Source organism: Marinobacter sp. L-46, assembly GCF_056859535.1.
In genome coordinates, this window is record NZ_JBSXOP010000038.1 from 1 (window position 1) to 21190 (window position 21190).

Below are 21190 nucleotides of genomic sequence, written 5' to 3' on the forward strand. Positions count from 1 at the left end.
TTAACTTCCTATGGCTTCCTTCAGACCCCACCGTTGGCCAGTGACGCCCTTGCCAGTCGGATTGTCTTCCCCTCAGTCGGGGTGACGCCATCTTCTTTCAGATGGCCGGGTTTGCCGGCTTCGCCGGGCAAACAAAAAACCGCAGATTCTCATCTGCGGTTTTCACTTTCATCTCACTCTGTGCCGGCTTGCTACCGGCGCCCGGCACTAGACCCCGAGCGACTCGATATCACGGGCCAGCATGGCGAGCTGGTGAGCGTAGGAGTCGCGTAACTTGTCACCCGGCACCAGATACGAGGGTGCAGCGCAGGTCAAAGCCATGGTAGTGCCATCCTGCAGGTGGATAGGCACACCGGCCGAGTTGATATTTCGATCCCAATCTCCCAGCGACAGGCAGAAACCGTGCTCCCGGTAATCTTCCATCGCCTGGTCCAGGCCTTCTTTAATAGTCGGCCACTTTTCACCGTACTTCTCAGCCATGGCATCGTCGATCAGCTTGCGGGCCGGGTCGCTAACGGCACAGTAATACGCTCGGCCGGCAGAGGTTGTAGACATAGGCAACTTCAAACCGATATCCATGCGCAGCAGTGTTGCTTCCGGTGGCAGGCGATTCTCGACATAAATCATGTGCAAACGGTCGCGACAGGTGAGACCAACCGACATGTTGGTTTGCCGGGCGAACTCATCCATGTAAGGCTTGGCAAGCTGACGAACCTTCAAATTCGACACATAGGCATAGCCCAAAGCCAGTACGCCCGAGCTGAGCTGATATTTTTCCAACTGCTGGTTATAACTCAGGTAGCCAAGCTTGGTCAGAGTGTATGTCATCCGGGAAACGGTAGGCTTGGGAAGGCCAGTAATCCTGGCGATATCCTGGTTACCTAGAATCACAGATCCCTGACTGAAAGCGCGCAGTACATCGAGCCCCCGGGACAGCGCCTCTACAAACTTGCGATCCTTGCCCGGCTGAACGGGCTTGCCATCGCCAGACGCTACTTTCAACTCCGGTGAGTTGTCCTGCTGTTTTTTTGCCATAACTTGCCTATTTCCTGAACTGCGTTGCCTGTCACGGATAGCCTGGAGAACCGTGGGCGTGAAAAGTGGACATATTCTAGTCTATGAGAAACTCAAGAACCACAATCTGCCATCAAATTTCATGCCAGATTCGAAACACTGGCATTACCCGATGCCACGAAATAGCCATGACGGAAACCCGGGCAACCTTTACCATAGTATAGCGATACTTTATTCTGCAATGCGGAACCAAGTCATATGCACGACAACAAACCATACTCAGGAGCATGTATGAAGGTACTTTTTGTAGCGGGCGACCCCAAACCAGAGCGCTGGACCGTACCTATCAAACAACTGCTACCAGAAGCAGACATTTATGTCTGGGATCCGGACGGACCGGCGATTAATGCAGACTACGCCATCGTATGGCAGCCCCCGGCGAAGCTGTTCGAGCGTGAAACCCGCCTGAAGGCCGTGTTCAACCTGGGCGCCGGTATCGACGGATTGCTGAAAGTCCCCAACCTGCCGGCAGACCTTACCGTGGTAAGACTGGAAGATGCCGGCATGTCGGTACAGATGGCCGAGCATGTACTGCACCAGATACTGGAAGTCAGCCGGCAGATGGAGCTGTACCGGGATCAGCAACGCCAGCGGCTGTGGAAGATACACCGCCCCATCAGCCGGAAAGAGTGGCCCATTGGCATTATGGGGCTTGGGCACATTGGCAAGCGTGTGGCCAGCACACTGGCAAGCCTGGACTATACGGTAAACGGCTGGGCCAGGAGTGAGCACACGGTAGAAGGCGTGCGCACCTTTGCGGGCAACGGGCAACTCGGAGAGTTTCTGGGGGCAACGCGAGTGTTGGTTAACACCCTGCCACTGACCAGCGAAACCGAAAACATCCTCAACTACGACCTGTTCAGCCAGCTCCAGCCGGGCGCGGTGCTGATCAACGTCGGCCGGGGGGAGCACCTCGTGGAAGAAGACCTGCTCAGGGCACTGAATGAGGAGAAACTGCAGCGGGCCTCCCTGGATGTGTTCCGCAAGGAACCTTTGCCGGCTGGCCACGCGTTCTGGGAGCGAACCGACATCACAATCACGCCGCACATTTCGGCGCGAACTCTTCGGGATGCGACCCTGGAGCAGATCACCGGGAAAATCCGGGACCATGCCAGCGGGCACCCCATCACAGGAATAGTCGACATAGCCCGTGGCTACTGACTAACCCGCGAGCCGATTCTGCCGGTCAACCCAGGACCGGCAGAAGTACCGCAAACACCGCCAGCAATAACAGCAACAGCGGCACCACCAGCAAGACAAAAACACCGTTCCACTGAAAGGCCACTACGTTGCGGGAAACCTGACCAAACCGTGACAGCAACATCACCGACGGCCCGAACGGCGACACCATCATTGCCAGCGAGAAACCAATAACCAGGCCAATTGCCATCAGCATCGGGTCAGCCCCGCTAGCTACCAGTTGCGCAAGCATGCCCGACTGCACGCTCAGCACGGTAATCGGAATAACCCCGGCCATGGAGAACAGCGGCATGATCAGCAGCCCTGCGGCTGCAATCAGGTAACTACCCCAGCCGCTCACCACAAGTCCGTTCAACAGATCTGACGGCACCACAGTGGCAATCGATACCCCAAGCATGGCTGAGCCGGCAAAGATCGCCATTTCGTTGGACATCACCGCCAACTGTCCCACCCCTTCTGCCAATACCGCCACCGGAGAGCGTTCCTGCAACAACATATAAGACAAAGTGACAGCCGGAACAGCCAACATGGCAGCCACCGACACCTTCACGCCCGCCAAGGCAACCAGCAACGCCATACAGGCAAACACCACCAGAACCAGAAGCGTCAGTTTGCCCGTTCCTTCAGGCCAGCCGTCGAGCGCAACCCGTTCACTACTGATTTCCCGGAAGCGCTGCCTTTCCAGCACCCAGCCAACCACGATCATCAGCAAAGCTGCCACAAAGCCGAAAGGCAAAAGAGAAGACCAGCTGAGCTGGGGCAGCTCTCGCGTGAGAATCGCAACCGCTACGCTGGTGGGTGCCACCAATGGCACCAGGGCAAACCCTCGCAAGGCGCTGATCAGCACGCTCCTGAGCCACTGCAGCCTTGCCGCTCCCTCTATTCCCCTCTCCTTAAGGCTATCTGCGAGAGTGCCACATAGAAGGCTCATCATTCCGAAACTGAGTACCGAAGCAATACCGCAGCTCACCGCCGCATACTTTGGGTATAAAAGGGATGCCCGACCCCCGAGCAGCACATCGTGGATACGCCTGAGGACTTCAAAGCGGCGCACCAGGCACTGCATCATCCCCAGGCTGCCCAAAAACGCCGAATAGAACGCTGCATCCGACAACGCATCAAGGGCACCGTCCATTCCGAGACGGCCGGTCACAAACAAACCAGCACTAAACGTGAGGGAAAGCAGGAACAACGTCCTTGCATAGACCTGAAGGCGCATCGCGCCCAGAACAAACACCAGGATGAATACCAGCCCGGCAGAGGCGCTAAGGGCTTTGCTCTGCAGACAAATCGCGACAAGCTCCATGACCACGGCACAAGCCAGCAGCCAGCGAAGAGTTCCATTCATAAACCAGTCAGCCACCAATGATGAACAATTCTTGCAATTGAGATAGACCCAGATTAGTCTTTTCCAATATCATTTACAAAACTATATTCCGCAGTTCGGAATTACCTAACCATAATCGATACGGCAATTCTTATGAACGCATACATCTATGATGGCTTGAGAACACCATTTGGGCGGCATGCAGGCGCCCTGGCCAAGGTTCGCCCCGACGACCTGCTGGCCGAGGTCATTCGCGCACTCATTGAGCGCAACGCCTTTGCTCCGGAGAATTATGAAGACGTGATTGCCGGCTGCACCAACCAGGCCGGTGAAGATGCCCGCAACCTGGCACGGCACGCCGGACTGCTGGCAGGCTTGCCGGTCGAAACCGGTGGCCAGACCGTGAACCGGCTTTGCGGCTCTGGCCTTGCCGCCATCATCGATGCTGCCCGCGCTATCCGTTGTGGCGAAGGCGACCTGTTCGTAGCCGGCGGTGCCGAGAGCATGAGCCGCGCGCCGTTTGTGCTGGCCAAGTCCGAATCACCTTACAGCCGTGAATTCCGCGCCTTTGACAGCACCATTGGTGCCCGCTTCCCGAACCCGCTGATCGAACGCCAGTTCGGCTCGGACACCATGCCGGAAACCGCAGACAACATCGCACGCGAGCTGAATCTGTGCCGACTGGAAGTGGATCGCTTTGCCGCACAAAGCCAGGCCCGCTATGAAGCCGCCCGCCAGGACGGTTTTTTCAAAGACGAGATCCTGCCCATTTCTGTACCTCAGGGCCGCAAACAACCGCCACTGACCGTACAGGACGACGAGCATCCAAGGCCTACATCCAACCTCGAGGCGCTTTCCAATCTTCGCTCGCTGGCTGAAGATGGCGTGGTTACTGCCGGCAACGCCTCCGGCGTGAACGATGGCGCTGCCGCCCTGATTATCGGCTCCGAAGAAGCCGGCAAGCGGGCTGGCATTCAGCCCCGCGCACGTATCGTATCGGCTGCCATCGCCGGCGTTGCGCCCAATGTAATGGGGTACGGCCCGGTTCCGGCAAGCCAGAAAGCCCTTGCCCGGGCAGGCCTGACACTAAAAGACATGGATGTAATCGAGATCAACGAGGCGTTCGCCGCCCAGGTTCTCGGTTGCACCACCAAACTGGGAATCGATCCTTCCGATTCCAGACTCAACCCGAACGGCGGTGCCATCGCCGTGGGGCACCCTCTTGGCGCTTCCGGCGCCCGGATTGCCCTGACGGCGGTACGCCAACTCGAACGTACCGGTGGCCGTTACGCTCTGATCAGCATGTGCATTGGTGTAGGCCAGGGCATTGCTGCTGTAATTGAACGGGTTTCCAACTAACTTTTCAGGAGAACAACAATGGCTTCCGCACCTTGGGACGACCTGCTGAACTTTGAATCACAACTGGACGAAACCGAGCGTCAGGTACGCGACAGCATTCGCAGCTTCTGCGATAACCGTCTGATGCCCGGCATCGTCGAGGCAAACCGCCACGAAAAATTCGACCGCAGCATCTTCACCGAAATGGGTGAACTGGGCATGCTGGGTGCCACCCTGCCGGAAGAGTACGGCGGCCCCGGCCTGAACCACGTATGCTACGGCCTGATCGCACGGGAAGTTGAACGGGTAGACTCTGCCTACCGCTCGGCCCTGAGCGTACAGTCTTCACTGGTGATGTACCCGATCTTCTCTTACGGCAAAGAAGAACTGAAAAAGCGCATTCTGCCGAAACTGGCCTCCGGCGAGTTTGTTGGCTGTTTCGGCCTGACCGAACCCAACCACGGCTCTGACCCCGGTGGTATGGAAACCCGCGCCAAGAAAGTTGACGGCGGCTACCTGCTGAGCGGCTCCAAGACCTGGATCACCAACTCCCCGATTGCCGACGTTTGTGTGGTCTGGGCCAAGCTGGACGGCGTGGTAAACGGCTTTGTGATCGAGCGCGAAGGCGCCACGGGCCTGGAAACCCCGAAGATTGAGGGCAAGTTCTCGCTGCGCGCCTCCGACACCGGTTCTATCTTTATGGACGAAGTCTTCGTTCCTGAAGAAAACCGCCTGGAAGTTGAAGGCCTGAAAGGCCCCCTGAGCTGCCTTACCAAGGCTCGCTACGGTATCAGCTGGGGCGCCCTGGGTGCCGCGGAATTCTGCTGGCATGCAGCCCGCAACTACACCCTGGAGCGTAAGCAGTTTGGCAAGCCCCTGGCCGCCAATCAGCTGATCCAGAAGAAGCTGGTAGACATGCAGACTGAAATCACCCTCGGCCTGCAGGCAGTACTGCAGCTGGGCCGCATGATGGATGCCGGCATTGCCACCCCGGATTCCGTTTCCCTTCTGAAGCGTAACAACTGTGGCAAGGCCCTGGACATCGCCCGGGTAGCCCGCGACATGCACGGTGGCAACGGTATTGCCGATGAATACCACGTTATCCGCCACGTCATGAACCTGGAAGCGGTTAACACTTACGAAGGCACCCACGACGTCCACGCCCTGATTCTGGGCCGTGGCCAGACCGGCATTCAAGCCTTCAGCTGATCCCTTCGGAACAGCACCCCTGAACCCCTCTACGGAGGGGTTTTTTGTGCCCGGCGTCCGAGGCCTGCGCTTCGCGCAGGCATAAAAAAGCCCCGGCGTGCAGCGCACCCGGGGCAAGCGATGAAATACCTAATATTCGTTTTAACTCAACGGAAATCGCTGATCAGAATGCCAACTTGGCGGAAGCCATTACCTGCTCATACTGCTGACTGCCGCTGCCGGCGATCTCGCCAAAGTCCCAGTAGGCATACTCAAGACCCAGAGCCAGGTTCTCATGAGCGGCCCACAGCAGGTTAACGTGGACTGAGGTGGAGGAGTCGAAATAGCTGAGAGTCCCTGCAGGAGAGAAGTCCAGATCGTCCACAATCTCGGTATGGGAAACCGACAGGTTACTTCTCCAGGCTGAATTCCAGAAGTGACGGTAGGCCGCAGTGACCCCGTAGGTATTCAGCGGCTCAACCTTTCCGGCCGCCTGCTCAGCCCGATCCACATCCGGGTAGGTGAACAGCCCCATGTAACGGCCAAGCGCTCCATAGCTGTATTGCAGACGCAAGTCATCACGCCCAAACGTAGGAATACGGGCACTCAGAGATACAGCACCGGCTGCCTTGGTGTCCTCCGCAGCATCATCTTCCAGATAGCGCAGCAGGGCCGCAACAGAGTAGAAACCGTAGTTGCCGCGAGTCTGATAGCGCGCTACGAGATCCGGATAGGACTGATCGCCATAGGATTCAGAGCCAAAACCATCTTCCGGGTTTTCGAGGGCGACCATCAACTTGCCACCCGGAGCGGACATGTTATAGCGGAGCATCGGCTGTCGGGCATAGATAAAGGCAGCCTGTTTACCTTGGTTCAGAATCTCTGGCAATGCAGACAGATCGGCAAAGGTTGTGTAGGTCTGGCCAAAATCCCAACCATTCCAGGAGCCAAACGCCTGCCGAACGCGCGCATTATAGCCGTTTGTGACAACTTCATTGCCGGGAGCATCCTCCGCGGTGTTGAAATCCATTTCGATGTACGTGGTCCAATCATGGCCGCCAACATCCTCGGTCTTGGTACCAATGCTGATACGAGATTCACGGATAGAGAAGCCTGTTTTCCAGTCGCTTTCACCTTCATTGGCCGCCTTGGCAAGCGTCCGGGGCAAAGCAATGGAGTAACCGTTGGGGGTTCCATTACCGTTGGATCCGAAAATCACATCGGCCTTGACGAACCCGCCAAATGTAATCGTGGTATCACCAATCTTCATCCCCTTGCCTTCACGTAACAGATATGGGTTGTCGTCCCGCGCCTCAGGGGCAGTCGACACATGACTTTCCAGAACCTGGATGCGCTCACGCAGCTCTTCCAGCTCTGTGTTGCTCTGCGCCTGGGCAGTTACCGAGCCAAGCATCAGCAGAGGTGCACCCGCCAGGGCTACGGCGCGGACCAGCGGATGGGTGGCAAAACGGGTTGTTGTTGTTGTCATCTTGAAAAACCTCGCATCGGAGTTGGTTAGCGTCTTTATTGTTAAATCTACGGGACTGGCACATACCTTCGCGCAACAATTCCGCACAGCGGAACTGCTGGTTATTTGCATTTCATTATACAGCACCATATTCCGCGACGACGAATATAGATGAAGAATTTTAGATCAACAAGTCCATTTATCTTTTTGCATGTCTACAACGATGCATTTTTTGACAGTTGATTCCGTTAGCATTGACATCCACCGTTTGGTTGATGGATCATGGAACAATTCTGCTATGCGGTATACATTTTCGCTAAGAGCACGGTGAGGGTTACCTATGAACATGAATTACACAGCCGAGGAATTGGCTTTCCGCGATGAAGTTCGCGCATTTCTGGATGCCAAGCTGCCTGAAGACATCGCAGCCAAGGTGAAAGGCTTTCGCAAGCTGAGCAAGGAAGACCACCAGCGGTGGCAAAAAATTCTCAGCGAGCAAGGCTGGTACGCCACGCACTGGCCGGAACAGTACGGGGGTGTCAGCTGGACACCGGTCCAGAAGCACATCTGGGATGAAGAGTCCTGCCGTTACGGTGTGCCCCGCTCCATTCCCTTCGGCGTAAATATGGTGGCCCCGGTCATCATCAAGTTCGGCTCCGAAGAACAGAAGCAGCAGTACCTGCCCCGGATTCTGAGCGGCGAAGACTGGTGGTGTCAGGGTTATTCCGAGCCGGGCGCCGGCTCTGACCTGGCTTCCCTGAAAACACGGGCTGTACGCGAAGGCGACCATTACATCGTTAATGGCCAGAAGACCTGGACCACGCTGGGCCAGCACGCCAACATGATCTTCTGCCTGGTTCGCACCAACACAGAAGTGAAGGCGCAGGAAGGCATCTCATTCCTGTTGATCGACATGAATACCCCGGGTATTACCGTTCGTCCGATCATCACGCTGGACGGTGAGCATGAAGTTAACGAAGTCTTCTTTGAAGACGTGAAGGTTCCGGCCGAGAACCTGGTGGGTGAAGAAGATAAAGGCTGGACCTACGCCAAGTACCTGCTCACCTACGAGCGTACCGGCCTGGCGGGCATCGGCCTGTCCAAGGCAGCACTGACACACCTCAAGCAGCTGGCCAGCCGTCGGGTGAAGAGCGGCAACCCCCTGATTCAGGATCCGACCTTCAGCCAACGTATCGCGCAGGTCGAAATCGACCTGATGGCAGCAGCGATCAGCAACCTGAGAATTGTTGCCTCGGTAGAAGGCGGCGGCGTTCCGGGAGCGGAAAGCTCCATGCTGAAAGTGCGCGGCACCGAGATTCGCCAGGCTATCAACGACCTGGCACGCCGGGCGATCGGACCTTACGCCATTCCGTTTGTTGAAGAAGAGATGGACCAGGCCTATGACGGCGAATTCCTGTCTGACCCGGATGCTGCGCCTCTGGCTGCCCATTACTTCAACAACCGCAAGCTGTCTATTTTCGGTGGATCAAACGAGATCCAGAAGAACATCGTTTCGAAAATGATTCTGGGACTTTAAGGAGGCGACCATGGATTTCCGACTCAACGAAGAGCAGCAAATGCTGCAGGACACCGTGGCTCGTCTGGTTCGCGGTGAGTACAGCTTCGAAAAACGGCTGGAATACAGCGAATCAGAGCTTGGCTTCAGTGAAAGTTTCTGGAAGCAACTGGGCGAACTGGGCCTGATGGCGGTGCCATTCCCCGAGGAACTCGGCGGCTTTGGCGGCACCGGCGTTGAAGTTCAAAGCGTGATGACCGAGCTGGGCCGCGGCCTGTGCATCGAGCCGTACCTTCAATCTGTGGTTCTTGGTGGCGGGCTAATTAGCCAGGCCGGCAATGAACAGCAGAAAGAACAGTGGCTGGCCGGCATTGCAACAGGCGAAACCCAGGTAGCCGTTGGCCTGCAGGAGCCCCAGAGCTTCTACAACACAAATGACGTAGAAACCACCGCCGAGAAAGCCGGCAGCGACTATGTTCTTAACGGTCGCAAAGCGGTCGTAATCGGTGGCCATAGTGCCGACCTGCTGGTGGTTTCTGCCCGCACAGCCGGCAACAGCCGTGATGCCGCTGGCATCAGCCTGTTCGTCATCGACGCCACTGCTGAAGGCCTGGAGCGTCGCAGCTACCCGACCATCGACGGCGCGAAGGGCTGCGATCTATTCCTGAACAACGTCAAAGTCGGCGCAGACGCTCTGCTGGGCAACGAAGGTGAGGCTGCCGATGTTATTGAATACCAGGTTGGCCGTGCCATTTCCGCTCTGTGTGGTGAAGCGGTCGGCGTTATGGAAGTCGCCTGTGACCTGACCCTGGACTATCTCAAACAGCGCAAGCAGTTTGGTGTGCCCATCGGAAAGTTCCAGGTGCTTCAGCACCGGATGGCCGACATGATGTCCGAACTGGAGCAGGCTCGTTCAATGGCCATCCTTGCCGCCAGCGTGGCTGATGAGTCTCAGAGCGACGAACGCCGCCGGGTAATTGCGGCCGCTAAAAACGTAATTAGTCGCAGCGCCCAGTTTATTTCGGAAAAGGGCGTTCAGTCCCACGGCGGTATTGGCATGACCTGGGAATACAACTTTGCCCATTACGCCAAGCGGCTGGTGATGATCAACCACCAGCTGGGCGATGATGACTTCCATCTTGAGCGCTATGCCGCTCTGCTGGAAGCCAACTGATACCAAATCAGTGAACCTTGGGTCTGTCTCCACATTCAGTCAGGACCCTCTTTCGGGGTGGCCTATGCCACCCCTTTTTTATGCCCGGAATAACCTTGAGTAATCATTCTCTGCGGAGGAACAATCATGACAAAAAACCACCCGGACGAAATGCAGGCTGATCTGAGAAAAGCCGAATGGAAAATAAGAACCGAACTGGCTGCTGCCTATAGACTGGTAGCCCTCTTTGGCTGGGACGACCTGGTGTTCACCCATCTGTCGGCCCGGGTGCCCGGGCCTGATCATCACTTTCTGATCAATCCCTACGGATTGCTGTTCCATGAAATGACCGCCTCATCCCTGGTGAAAGTCGACCAAAATGGCGAAGTCGTGGAGGCTGGCGGGCTGCGCAGGGTTAACCCGGCGGGGTTTACCATCCACAGTGCCGTACATATGGGGCGTGAAGATGCCGGAGCCGTCATGCACCTGCATGCAGCAGATGGTGTTGCGGTATCAGCCCACCGTGATGGCCTACTGCCCCTGAGCCAGACCGCCATGCTGTGCCTTGAGCACCTGAGTTACCACGAATATGAAGGCGTAGCGCTCAACCTTGATGAGAGGGAGCGCCTGATCCGGGATCTGGGTAGCAAATCCATGATGATCTTGCGAAATCACGGCATTCTGACCGTGGGCCGCGATGTGCCGGAAACCTTCACTTACCTCTACTTCCTGATGAAGGCCTGCGAGATACAGGTAAAAGCGCAGAGCTGTGGCCCGGTATACATGCCCACCCAACAGGCTATCGACACCACGGCGGATCAATCAGGCTCACTCGGCAAGGCAGCAAAGCTTACCTGGCCCGCCCTTCTGAGACTGCTTGATGCCAGGTCTCCTGGCTACAACGTTTGAGCCCTTCATCAATCCACTATCAGGAAGGTCCTATGATTACTGTTGATATTAATGAACTGGCAGCCTATCAGGGCATGCTGATTGGCCACAGCCCCTGGGTAACCGTGAGCCAGGCCATGATAAACGCCTTTGCCGAAACCACCGGCGACCATCAGTGGATCCATGTGGATGTCGACCGGGCCAGCCGGGAGTCACCCTGGAAGAGCCCGGTAGCCCATGGCTACCTGACGGCATCACTGATCCCCAAGCTCAACAGCGAGGTCATCAAGGTGACCGGTACTTCAGCCACCATCAACTATGGCCTGAACAAGCTGCGTTTTCCGGCGGCGGTGAAGGCTGGCTCGGATATCCGGTCCCGGGTTGAGCTGGCATCCCTGAAGCAGGTGGATGATCACCGCCTACTGGCCACCTACCAGACCGTGGTGGAAATAAGGAACGAAGACAAGCCAGCCTGCGTACTGGAAAATCTGGCCATGTACGTGGTCTGAGTTTTCCGGTCAGTGCAAAAAGGCGGCAAGCCCTGAGGGTGGGGGGGGGGAGCCGCCTTCCTAACTTCCAGTGTTGTGCAAGCTACTTCTGCCACTCCTGCTCCTGAAGTGCCCGCCACATCAGCTTTCCGGTCGGTGATTTTGGCAACTCATCAACAAATTCAATGATGGTTGGCACCTTGTAGGCCGCCATTTGCTCCTTACACCAACTGATGATGTCATCCTTGGTTGTTGTGCTTTCAGCCTCAGGCGTTAGTACAATACAAGCCTTGACCGTTTCACCACGCTTGGGGTCCGGGGCAGAGATAATGCAGACTTCGTGGATGGATGGGTGACGGTACATCAACCCTTCTACCTCAGACGGCCAGACCTTAAAGCCAGACGCGTTGATCATGCGTTTGACCCGATCCACCATGAAGAAGTAACCATCTTCATCGTAGTAACCCAGATCGCCGGTGCGGAAGAAACGCTTGCCATCGATTTCGACGAATGAAGCCTCGGTATCCACCGGGCGATTCCAGTAGCCCAGCGTGACCTGAGGCCCGCAGGACACGATCTCTCCGGTTTCTCCGACAGCTTTCTCTTCAAGCGTATCCACGTCGATAATCCGGCTGTCGACATCAAACACCGGGATCCCCAGACACTGGGGCTTGGGGCTTTTGGTTGGATTGATATGGGTCGCTGCCATGGTTTCAGACAGACCGTAGCCTTCAATGTAATCAAGGCCCGTCAGCTTTTTGAGCTTCTCGGCGACCGCAACCGGCATGGCGGCACCACCACCACCAATCATATTCAGGCTGCTGATGTCGTACTTGCCCAGCTCCGGATTCGACAGGAAGTCCACCGCCATGGTGACGATGTTGGTCCAGCCGGTAACCTTGTAACGCTCAATCAAACGTGCCGCTGTGGTTCTGTCCCAACGGGTCATGATGACAGAAGTGGCACCGCAGAATATGGGACCGTTCATGGAGCCAGTCATGCCGGTTACGTGGAAGAACGGCAGCGTGGATAGCTGAACACTATCCGGAGTGGACAGATTCCAGAATACCCGGTGCACGGCTGTCGCCATCACCGACCGGTGAGTGTGCATGCAGCCCTTGGGTGCCCCGGTGGTACCGGAGCTGTACGGAATAACGGCAAGGTCATCCGGGCCGGCAGTATGTTCACCGGGCTTGCGTCCGGCTTCCAGGGCCGCCTCCCAGGTAACCACTCCCGGTATATCCCTGGACCACGCGGGCGCAGCAACTTCAGCCGGCAACGTCAGGTCGGTTTCCGGGTTAATGTAGGTGTTGTAAGACGCAACAAGCACTTGTTCCAGGTTGGTCTCACCAATCAACGGCGCGATGAAGCCTGCCAGTTCCTGGCCCGCCATGCACACCGTGGAGCCAGTATCCGAAATATAGTGCTCAAGCTCCGCCGCGCGGTTCATGGGATTTACAGGAATAACCACGGCATCGGCCCGCAGGATGGCATAGTAGGAGATCACATACTGCGGGGAGTTCTGCATATAAAGCAGTACCCGGTCACCCTTCTTGACCCCCTGGGCCTGCAGGTAACCCGCCATAGTATCGACTTCTTGCTTAAGCCGGGCATAGGTCATGGGCGCATCGTAGAAAACGATGGCATTGTGGTCCGGATAGCGCAGTGCCGAGACTTCCAGGTTGGTGTACAGACTGGTTTTCGGCAGGGTCATGGTTTTGGGCAGATCTTTTGGCCAAACCTTGTAGTGGCGTGTAAACATATTCTTGTTCTCCCTCTGGGTTAATTCAGTCAACCGCTTGAGCGGACAAATCAAAATAATCAACAGCCCCGGGCAAGGGCTCGTCATGGCGTAACGGTGAAATGGCAACGGCTTTTTCACGAAGTACGGTCACATCCGCATCCGGCGCCACAATGTGGCGTGAGCTCCGGTCAAAACCAAGCCACCAGTAAGGCAGGCTGCGCGCATCACGGCCAGCGACCAGTGTTGGCTTCTGGATAGAGCCGTTGGACTGCCGACACCATCGGGCTGCGGTAATATCGGCCGCTTCACAGGCTGGAAAGTTCACATTCCACGCCAGAACCTGGCCGGGGTGGTAAAGCCTGCGAATGACCGCTTCAGCAAAGGTTTCCACCGGCGACCAGCGGACGTCGTCCCGGTTCAGGTAAGCCTGGCTCAGCGCAATGGCCGGAATGTTCATGTGGTGGGCACTCAGTACCGCTCCAACGGTACCCGAGTACTGAACCGAATCACTGATATTCGCTCCGCAATTCACACCGGAGAGCACCAGGTCTGGCGGTGTTTCCCCGAACCACTCGGCCAGGGAATACAACACACAATCGGCCGGTGTGCCTGAAACCGAATAACGATTAGCCCCAACCTGATAAACCCGTAACGGACTGTGAATGGATATACTCTGGCCAGCTCCGCTGCGATCATGTTCCGGAGCCACAACCCAGACCTCATCGGCCAACCGCCGGGCAATGGCTTCAAGGATAGCGATACCCGGCGCATTGATGCCGTCATCGTTGGTAATCAGAATTCGATTGGCAATCTTTCCCTGCATCATCGCTTCTCCGCTCATGGCTTCCGGCCTTCACAAGCAATCTGCCAGCCGATATCCGCCAGCAGGCTGGCACGCTTGCCAACCTCCAGCGCATTGGCGTTGGCAGCATTGCCATCCAGAGCCCGCTTGTAAACGCCCTGAAGAATGGCCGCCAGCCGGAATAATGAGAACGACAGGAACACGTGCCAGTCATCGATACCGTCCCGGCCGGTTTGCGCGCAGTACCGTGCAATCGTTTCCTGCTCGCTTGGTATACCGAGCTCCTGCAGATCTTCGCCATTCAGGCCACGCATACCGGGCATGTCAGCAGGCAGGTGGTATGGCAGGCAGTAATAGGCGAGGTCTGCCAAAGGATGCCCGAGAGTCGACAGTTCCCAATCCAGAATCGCGATTACGTCCGGGCGGTCCGGTGCCAGCATCAGGTTGCCAAACCGGTAGTCACCGTGGGCAATCGAAGTCTCATCCCTGGCCGGGAGGTTCTCCGGCAGCCAGGACATCAGCTTGTCCATGGCCGGCAGGTCATCCGTCCGGGATGCGAGATATTGCTTGCTCCAGCGAGCCACCTGACGGGACACATAGCCCTCCGGACGGCCGTAATCTACCAGTCCAATAGCATTGACATCCACAGAGTGCAAAGCTGCCAGCGTGTCGATGGCTGAGTGATGAGCCCTCATTCGCTCTTCACGCTCCAGCTCTTTGAGTGCTGAATGGGAGTAAATCCTGCCTTCCAGGAAATCCATCACGTAGAAGGGAGTGCCAATGACCTCACTGTCTTCACACAGTACGCGAGCATTGGGTACCGGAACGGACGTGTGTTCAGCGAGCGCGCGCATAACGCGGTATTCCCGCTCCACCATGTGAGCCGAAGGCAGCGTCTTTCCCGGGGGCTTCTTCCGCAGTACATAACGCCTGTTGCCGGTATCCAGCAGAAAGGTGGGATTGGATTGCCCGCCCTGAAACTGCTTCACGTCCATCTGGTTACCGAATTCCGGCAATGCCTGCTGAAGCCAGTTGAGCAGGCGGGCTTCATCGAATTTGTGGGCTGGCAGAACCGCTACCAGCTCTGGAGTCATGCTCATGATTATCTCTTGTCGTTATGTTCTGATAACCCCTGGCGCCAGACAGGGCCCGGCGGCAGGGGTGTTCCGGTTTCCCGGTATCAGCAGATGGTTTCACCACCGTCGGCAACAATCACCTGCCCGGTAATGTAGGCACTGGCCGGGGTCGCCAGGAAAACAGCCAGGCCGGCAATATCGATCGGATCACCGATGCGCCGAAGCGGGGTTTTGTCTTCTGCCCGCTTTACGCGAACCGGGTCTTCCCAAAGCGCTTTGGCAAAATCGGTCTTGATCAGGCCCGGCGCAATGCTGTTCACACGGATACCCTTCGGCCCCCACTCAACGGCCAGGTTGCGCGCCAGGGCAGCTTCTGCCGCCTTGGACACACCGTAAGTGCCGATAGTGGTGTTGCCGCGAATACCGGCAATACTGGACAGCAGCACCACAGAACCTGAGCCTTTTTCGGCCATCTGTGGCAGCACCATATTGGTGAGCCAGAAGGTTCCCTTGACGTTGGTGTCCATGATCTTGTCCCAGGCATCGTCAGTCATTTCCGCGGTCGGACCATACACTGGGTTAGTCGCGGCGTTGCAAACCAGAACATCGATGGTGCCCCAGGCTTCATTAGTTTTGTCGACCAGGTTTTGCAGGTCTTCCTTCTTGCCGACGTGGCAAGCGATAGCCATGGCATCAAAGCCCTGGGCCCGCATTTCACTGGCAACCTGCTCACAGGCTTCAGCCTTGCGGCTGGAGATCACAACCCGGGCGCCACAGCGGGCCATTTCTTCGGCAATGGCCCGGCCAATGCCCTTGGTGGAGCCTGTAATAACCGCCACTTTCCCGGTCATATCAAATAATGGATTAGTCATTTCCGAATCCTTATTACTCTGGGTAACAGCTGTTTCAGCGGTATTGACGCAGTTCAAGCTTGGCTACGGAATCCAGGTGAACCTCATCCGGGCCATCGGCCAGGCGCAGGGTACGGACCTTGGCCCAGGCAGATGCCAGGAAGGTGTCCTGGCTAACACCGGCACCACCGTGCACCTGAATTGCACGATCGATAACTTTCAGGGCCATGCTCGGGGCAATCACCTTGATCATGGCGATTTCCTGGCGGGCCACTTTGTTGCCAACGGTGTCCATCATATGGGCCGCCTTGAGGGTCATCAGGCGAGCCTGCTCGATGTCGATGCGACTGCGGGCAATGTCTTTCCGGATGGAATCAAATTCGGACAGCGGGCGACCAAAGGCCTCACGGGCATTCGCGCGCTTGCACATAAGTTCAAGGGCACGCTCGGCGACACCGATGGTGCGCATGCAATGGTGGATACGGCCCGGCCCGAGGCGACCCTGAGCAATTTCAAAGCCGCGACCTTCACCCAGCAGGATATTGCTGACCGGCACCCGCACGTTGTCGTAGTGAATCTCGGCGTGGCCGTGCGGCGCATGGTCATAACCGAATACCGTCAGCGGGCGAATCATTTTCACCCCGGGTGCATCCAGTGGCACCAGAATCATCGACTGCTGCTGGTGCTTGGGAGCGCTGGGATCGGTTTTGCCCATAACGATGGCAATCTTGCTGGTGGTGGTCATGGCACCTGAAGACCACCACTTACGACCGTTGATAACGTACTCGTCACCTTCACGACGAATCTCGCAAGCAATGTTGGTTGCGTCAGAGGAAGCCACATCCGGCTCGGTCATGGAAAAGCAGGAACGGATTTTTCCATCCAGAAGCGGCTTCAGCCACTGTTCCTGCTGCTCCTCGTTACCGTAACGTGCAATGGTTTCCATGTTGCCGGTGTCCGGCGCGGAGCAGTTGAATACTTCAGGAGCCATCTCGGATCGGCCCATAATCTCGCACAGATGTGCGTACTCGAAGTTTGTCAGTCCGGCACCCAGGTCACTTTCTGGCAGGAACAGGTTCCACAGCCCGGCAGCCTTGGCCTTATCTTTCAGCTCTTCAATGATCGGAACCGGTGCCCAACGGTTTTCTGCGGTTGCCACCTGATGGTGATGCTTCTCTTCATTCGGGTAGATGTAGGCATTCATGAACTCGGTTAATTCGGCCTGCAGTTTCTTGGCCTTGTCAGACAGCTCGAACATATCCGCTTCCTCTCTGTTCAGTTATTTGCGACCGCCACTAACGCCGGCAATCGCGTTAGCAGGCATTCAGACGGGAACGCCTTCAGGTTTCTCACTACCAGAACGTATCCGGAAAGTACCCTCACCGATTGCAAGCAGATTGCCCTGCTCGTCGTGAACTTCACCGGTACTGTTAAAAATCCGGCTTCCACCCGCGCGCTTACGACCGGTCACCCGGATTAGGCCCCCGGTGCACTGCCCGGTAAACGTGGTGGTCAGCGAAAGCGTAATGGCTTTGCGCATGCGCCCGGGGTAGGGGCAGTAGGTGCCGGCTTCGGCCATGGCAATATCCAGCAGGGAGGTCAGCACTCCACCATGGATAACACCACCCAGATTCAGGTGATCCGCCTGGATTTCCAGCTCGATCACGGCCTCGTTTTCTTCCCACGACACCTGCCGGTAGCCCAGCATGTTGTGAAAACCCGGCAAGTCTTTGCCACCGGTAATGTGCAGACTACTGTTGCTCATCAGACTTTCATTCCTGGCAGATTGAGGGACGCTGTGTTGCCGCCATCAACGGCCAGGGCCTGGCCGGTAATGTAACTGGCATCGTCACTGGCGAGAAAAAGGATGGCGGCAGCAATTTCCGCGGGATCGCCATAACGGCGCAACTCACAACGGGAGCCGAGCTTGTGGGCCTTTTCGTGTGCCCGGGCATAGTCAAAGACTTTCTGGGTCATACCGGTTTCAACCAGCCCGGGACAAACTGCGTTTACCCGCACGTTGTCCAGCCCCAGATCACAGGCTGCGGTCATGGTCAGGTTGATCACGCCGGCCTTTGATGCGCTGTAGGCATTGCCTCCAGCCCCCGAACGAATACCGGCAACAGATGCAGTATTGACAATGCTGCCCTTCTTGCGGGCCTGCATGTGAGGTGCAACGTGCTTTATCGTCAGCATCGTTCCCAGCAGGTTTACAGCGAGCACTTTCTCCCACTCGTCACGACTGTTCTCGGTGACCGGCGGATGGGCTCCGGAAATACTGGCGATACCGGCGATATTGCACAGCACATCAATCTGGCCAAAGGTCTTCATGGTTTCGGCTACCAGGGCAGTTACCGCAGCCTCATCAGCAACATCTGCCACCCGACGCAGCACAGATACACCATCAGCCATCTGATTCTCGGTTTCGAGCAAGCCGCCCTCGGCGACATCAACAAGCACAACGGATGCCCCTTCGCGACCCAGCCTGAGTGCGGTTGCCCGCCCGATACCACTTCCGGCCCCGGTGACGATTACCACTCGCTGATCAAATCGCCCCATGAAATTCTCCCCGCTAACATGATTTATTTTTGTGTGTTCTATTTTGCTTTCCAGATAATTTGTCACGCGCAACGGTTATGAGTCAATATAATTGGAAGTTAATTTCATCTAGCAAAACTACAACATCAAAGGATGACAAAATGAAAACGCGATTTGACGAAATGCCCGTATACGCTCCCACTGACTCCGGCGAAGCCATGGAGGCCATCGGTTTTCGTATTCAGGCCTTTGCCAGCGGACAAGGCGACAAGACCGCAATCATCGACGAAAAGGGAGCACTCAGCTGGGCCGGCCTGCTGCATGAGGTCAACCGCATTGCCAACAGGCTGCGACAAGCCGGCCTTAAAAAAGGCGACTGCGTTGCGGCCTTGTCGGAAAACAGCAGGGAAATGGTGGCCCTCTATCTGGGAACCCTGGTGGCGGGTGGCTGCATGGTACCGCTTTCCGGTATGGCCAGCGGCGAATCCCTGGCTCTGATGATTCGTGACTGCGGCTCCAGGTTCCTGTTCGTTTCCCGTAAAAACCTCGATATCTGGGCCGAAGCCAGCCCCCGGGCCGGCCTGAATGACGATGAGGTGATCGGGCTGGACAACGATGATGCCGGACAGCATTTAAAGGACTGGCTGGGCTCGATTCCCGCCGAGCCAGACCCGGCGTCGTTAACGCTGAACGATCCGTTCAACATCATTTACAGTTCAGGCACGACCGGAACGCCCAAGGGCATACTCCACGACTACCGGTTCCGCCAGCGGCAAATGGTCAGGATGAGCCGGTTCGGGCTCAACGGTGAAGCCATTAACCTTGTATCGACACCAATGTACTCCAACACCACCCTGGTATCGGTGCTACCGACCATTTTCTATGGCGGCACCCTCGTGCTGATGGCCAAGTTTGATGCCCGTCGCTTCCTTGAACTGGCAGAACAGCACAAAGTCACCCACGCCATGCTGGTGCCCGTGCAGTTTGAACGCATATTGGCGGTTCCGGACTTCGACCAGTTTGACCTTTCAAGCTTCAAGCTCAAGCTCTGTACCAGTGCACCGCTACGGGCCCATGTGATCGCCGAAACCATGAAACGCTGGCCAGGCAATATCCGGGAGGTCTATGGCCTCACAGAAGGCGGCATTTCCACCAGCCTCGACTGCGCTGCCTACCCGGACAAATGGGATACCGTCGGACTGCCCACCGAAGGGGCTGAAGTAAGGGTGGTCAGCGAAGATGGCAAGGAGCTGCCCCAGGGTGAGATCGGCGAGATTGTCGGGCGCGCGATTTCCATGATGCGGGGTTACGTAAACCGCCCGGAGCAGACCAGGGAGATGCTGTGGCAAAGCCCCGACGGACTTGCCTTTTATCGCAGCGGCGATATGGGCCGCATTGACGAAGACGGCTTTGTTCATATTCTCGACCGCAGGAAAGACATGATTATTTCCGGCGGTTTCAACATCTACGCTGTAGACTTGGAAAAAGTCGTCCTCAGCCATCCTGCGGTAACCGATGCTGCGGTTATCGGCATACCCAGCAGCCAATGGGGCGAAACTCCCCTCGCTCTGGTGGTAAAGAAATCCGGATGCCAGGAAACAGAAGAGGAAATCCGGGACTGGGCCAACCAGCATCTGGGCAAGACCCAGCGTCTGAGTGCCGTAGAGTTCCGACAGGAACTGCCTCGCTCTACCATTGGCAAGGTCTTGAAGCGGGAGCTAAGAACGCCTTACTGGGAAAACAGCGCCGGTTAACGGCGCTGCATACGATTCAGGGCATCACGGCAGTCATCGGAACGCAAGCGCTCACTGAACACACCGCGCTCCCGCTCCAATGCCTGCTGCACCTGGTCGCGCCATGGCGCCTTCATTAAACGCTTGCTGGCCCGCAATGCCTCTCGGGGCTTTTCTCCCAGCCTGCCCGCCAGGGCCAGGGCCGAATCCACAGCCTGCCCATCATCTACCACCCGGCTTACCAGGCCACACTCACCGGCCTGGGTGCCATCCAGGGTTTCACCAAGCAACAGCAATTCAGCAGCCATACGAGAGCCAAGGTGCAATGGCATGGTCACAGTTGAAGCAGCCTCCGGCACCAATCCCAAATCGACAAAGGCAGTTTTGAACCTGGCCGAGCGCCCCGCAAACACGCTGTCGCAATGGAGCAACATAGTGGTGCCAATACCAATCGCCAACCCTTCCACCGCCGCTATCACCGGAGTATCACAAGCCATCAATTCTTCAATGAAAGCAAGGCCGGCAGAGGGTTTCGGGTTTTCGTCCGTAGCCCGCGCCCGGAAATCATCAAGATCGTTACCGGCGGTAAACACACCTTCAGCACCCGAGATGACGACGGCATGCACGTTCTGGTCAGAACTTGCCTCCCGCACATAACCTGCCAGCTGCTCATACATGCTTCGGTTCAGGGCGTTCTTTTTATCCGGACGATCTATGACAAGATGGATCGCTTTTTCTTGGCTATATTTCTTAATCATGTACATCTCCTGGGTGTCGCCCTCCCCCTCTGAAACAGGAGAAAAACG

Annotated in this window: 19 protein-coding genes; 8 read left to right on the forward strand and 11 right to left on the reverse strand. The window is 56.7% G+C overall.

Going from position 1 to position 21190, the window contains the following annotated elements:
• Positions 1–207 precede the first annotated feature (207 nt).
• The gene (locus tag AC13DJ_RS03460; RefSeq protein ID WP_199457883.1) at positions 208–1035 is read right to left on the reverse strand and encodes an IclR family transcriptional regulator; all 828 of its coding nucleotides are present in this window, start codon (positions 1033–1035) and stop codon (positions 208–210) included.
• A 270-nt stretch (positions 1036–1305) separates the two neighbouring features.
• Between AC13DJ_RS03460 and AC13DJ_RS03465 the strand changes: the two genes are divergently transcribed.
• Positions 1306–2235, forward strand: a complete 930-nt coding sequence (locus AC13DJ_RS03465; protein ID WP_482933299.1) for a 2-hydroxyacid dehydrogenase — start codon at positions 1306–1308, stop codon at positions 2233–2235.
• Between the two features lie 25 nt (positions 2236–2260).
• Here the strand turns inward: AC13DJ_RS03465 and AC13DJ_RS03470 are convergent, their stop codons facing one another.
• A complete protein-coding gene (locus tag AC13DJ_RS03470; protein WP_482933300.1) occupies positions 2261–3622 on the reverse strand; it encodes a hypothetical protein in 1362 nt (453 codons plus the stop codon).
• A gap of 132 nt (positions 3623–3754) precedes the next feature.
• Here AC13DJ_RS03470 and AC13DJ_RS03475 point away from each other — a divergent pair, with 132 nt between their 5' ends.
• Both AC13DJ_RS03475 and AC13DJ_RS03480 read left to right on the forward strand, forming a co-directional pair.
• Positions 3755–4960 (forward strand): 3-oxoadipyl-CoA thiolase, encoded by a 1206-nt coding sequence (locus AC13DJ_RS03475; RefSeq protein WP_058091209.1) that lies wholly within the window; start codon positions 3755–3757, stop codon positions 4958–4960.
• A gap of 18 nt (positions 4961–4978) precedes the next feature.
• Positions 4979–6148, forward strand: a complete 1170-nt coding sequence (locus AC13DJ_RS03480; RefSeq protein ID WP_286714092.1) for an acyl-CoA dehydrogenase — start codon at positions 4979–4981, stop codon at positions 6146–6148.
• A gap of 163 nt (positions 6149–6311) precedes the next feature.
• Here AC13DJ_RS03480 and AC13DJ_RS03485 read toward each other — a convergent pair whose 3' ends face one another.
• On the reverse strand, positions 6312–7616 hold the full coding sequence (locus AC13DJ_RS03485; protein ID WP_482933301.1) for a DcaP family trimeric outer membrane transporter: 1305 nt from the start codon (positions 7614–7616) through the stop codon (positions 6312–6314).
• A 319-nt stretch (positions 7617–7935) separates the two neighbouring features.
• Between AC13DJ_RS03485 and AC13DJ_RS03490 the strand changes: the two genes are divergently transcribed.
• The 4 genes from AC13DJ_RS03490 (at position 7936) to AC13DJ_RS03505 (ending at position 11661) form a co-directional block, all read left to right on the forward strand.
• Positions 7936–9132: an acyl-CoA dehydrogenase family protein gene (locus AC13DJ_RS03490; protein ID WP_339750742.1), complete on the forward strand. Its 1197-nt coding sequence runs from the start codon at positions 7936–7938 to the stop codon at positions 9130–9132.
• 10 nt (positions 9133–9142) lie between these two features.
• Complete coding sequence (locus AC13DJ_RS03495) at positions 9143–10285, forward strand: acyl-CoA dehydrogenase family protein (RefSeq protein ID WP_482933302.1); 1143 nt, start codon at positions 9143–9145, stop codon at positions 10283–10285.
• Positions 10286–10411: 126 nt separating this feature from the next.
• On the forward strand, positions 10412–11173 hold the full coding sequence (locus AC13DJ_RS03500; RefSeq protein ID WP_023008961.1) for a class II aldolase/adducin family protein: 762 nt from the start codon (positions 10412–10414) through the stop codon (positions 11171–11173).
• A 32-nt stretch (positions 11174–11205) separates the two neighbouring features.
• Positions 11206–11661, forward strand: a complete 456-nt coding sequence (locus AC13DJ_RS03505; RefSeq protein WP_058342383.1) for a MaoC family dehydratase — start codon at positions 11206–11208, stop codon at positions 11659–11661.
• 82 nt (positions 11662–11743) lie between these two features.
• On the opposite strand, the gene AC13DJ_RS03510 is transcribed toward AC13DJ_RS03505, so the two are convergent.
• The 7 genes from AC13DJ_RS03510 to AC13DJ_RS03540 form a co-directional block, all read right to left on the reverse strand.
• Positions 11744–13402 carry a long-chain fatty acid--CoA ligase gene (locus AC13DJ_RS03510; protein WP_339750738.1) on the reverse strand — a complete coding sequence of 553 codons (1659 nt, stop codon included), beginning with the start codon at positions 13400–13402 and terminating at the stop codon, positions 11744–11746.
• Positions 13403–13427: 25 nt separating this feature from the next.
• Positions 13428–14207 carry a 5'/3'-nucleotidase SurE gene (gene surE / locus AC13DJ_RS03515; RefSeq protein ID WP_058091236.1) on the reverse strand — a complete coding sequence of 260 codons (780 nt, stop codon included), beginning with the start codon at positions 14205–14207 and terminating at the stop codon, positions 13428–13430.
• A gap of 14 nt (positions 14208–14221) precedes the next feature.
• Entirely contained in the window at positions 14222–15286 is a 1065-nt protein-coding gene (locus tag AC13DJ_RS03520) for a phosphotransferase (protein ID WP_339750735.1), read from the reverse strand.
• A gap of 80 nt (positions 15287–15366) precedes the next feature.
• Entirely contained in the window at positions 15367–16134 is a 768-nt protein-coding gene (locus AC13DJ_RS03525) for an SDR family NAD(P)-dependent oxidoreductase (protein WP_031210154.1), read from the reverse strand.
• A 34-nt stretch (positions 16135–16168) separates the two neighbouring features.
• Positions 16169–17371 (reverse strand): acyl-CoA dehydrogenase family protein, encoded by a 1203-nt coding sequence (locus AC13DJ_RS03530; protein WP_278351218.1) that lies wholly within the window; start codon positions 17369–17371, stop codon positions 16169–16171.
• Positions 17372–17437: 66 nt separating this feature from the next.
• Positions 17438–17878: a PaaI family thioesterase gene (locus AC13DJ_RS03535; RefSeq protein WP_286714099.1), complete on the reverse strand. Its 441-nt coding sequence runs from the start codon at positions 17876–17878 to the stop codon at positions 17438–17440.
• Entirely contained in the window at positions 17878–18672 is a 795-nt protein-coding gene (locus tag AC13DJ_RS03540) for an SDR family NAD(P)-dependent oxidoreductase (RefSeq protein WP_199457873.1), read from the reverse strand. The genes AC13DJ_RS03535 and AC13DJ_RS03540 overlap by 1 nt, the downstream gene beginning before the upstream one ends.
• 140 nt (positions 18673–18812) lie before the next feature.
• Here AC13DJ_RS03540 and AC13DJ_RS03545 point away from each other — a divergent pair, with 140 nt between their 5' ends.
• Positions 18813–20405 carry a class I adenylate-forming enzyme family protein gene (locus AC13DJ_RS03545; protein WP_286714100.1) on the forward strand — a complete coding sequence of 531 codons (1593 nt, stop codon included), beginning with the start codon at positions 18813–18815 and terminating at the stop codon, positions 20403–20405.
• Here AC13DJ_RS03545 and AC13DJ_RS03550 read toward each other — a convergent pair.
• Positions 20402–21142, reverse strand: a complete 741-nt coding sequence (locus tag AC13DJ_RS03550) for an enoyl-CoA hydratase/isomerase family protein (RefSeq protein ID WP_339750732.1) — start codon at positions 21140–21142, stop codon at positions 20402–20404. The two genes, AC13DJ_RS03545 and AC13DJ_RS03550, sit on opposite strands and share 4 nt — an antisense overlap.
• Between the last annotated feature and the right edge of the window lie 48 nt (positions 21143–21190).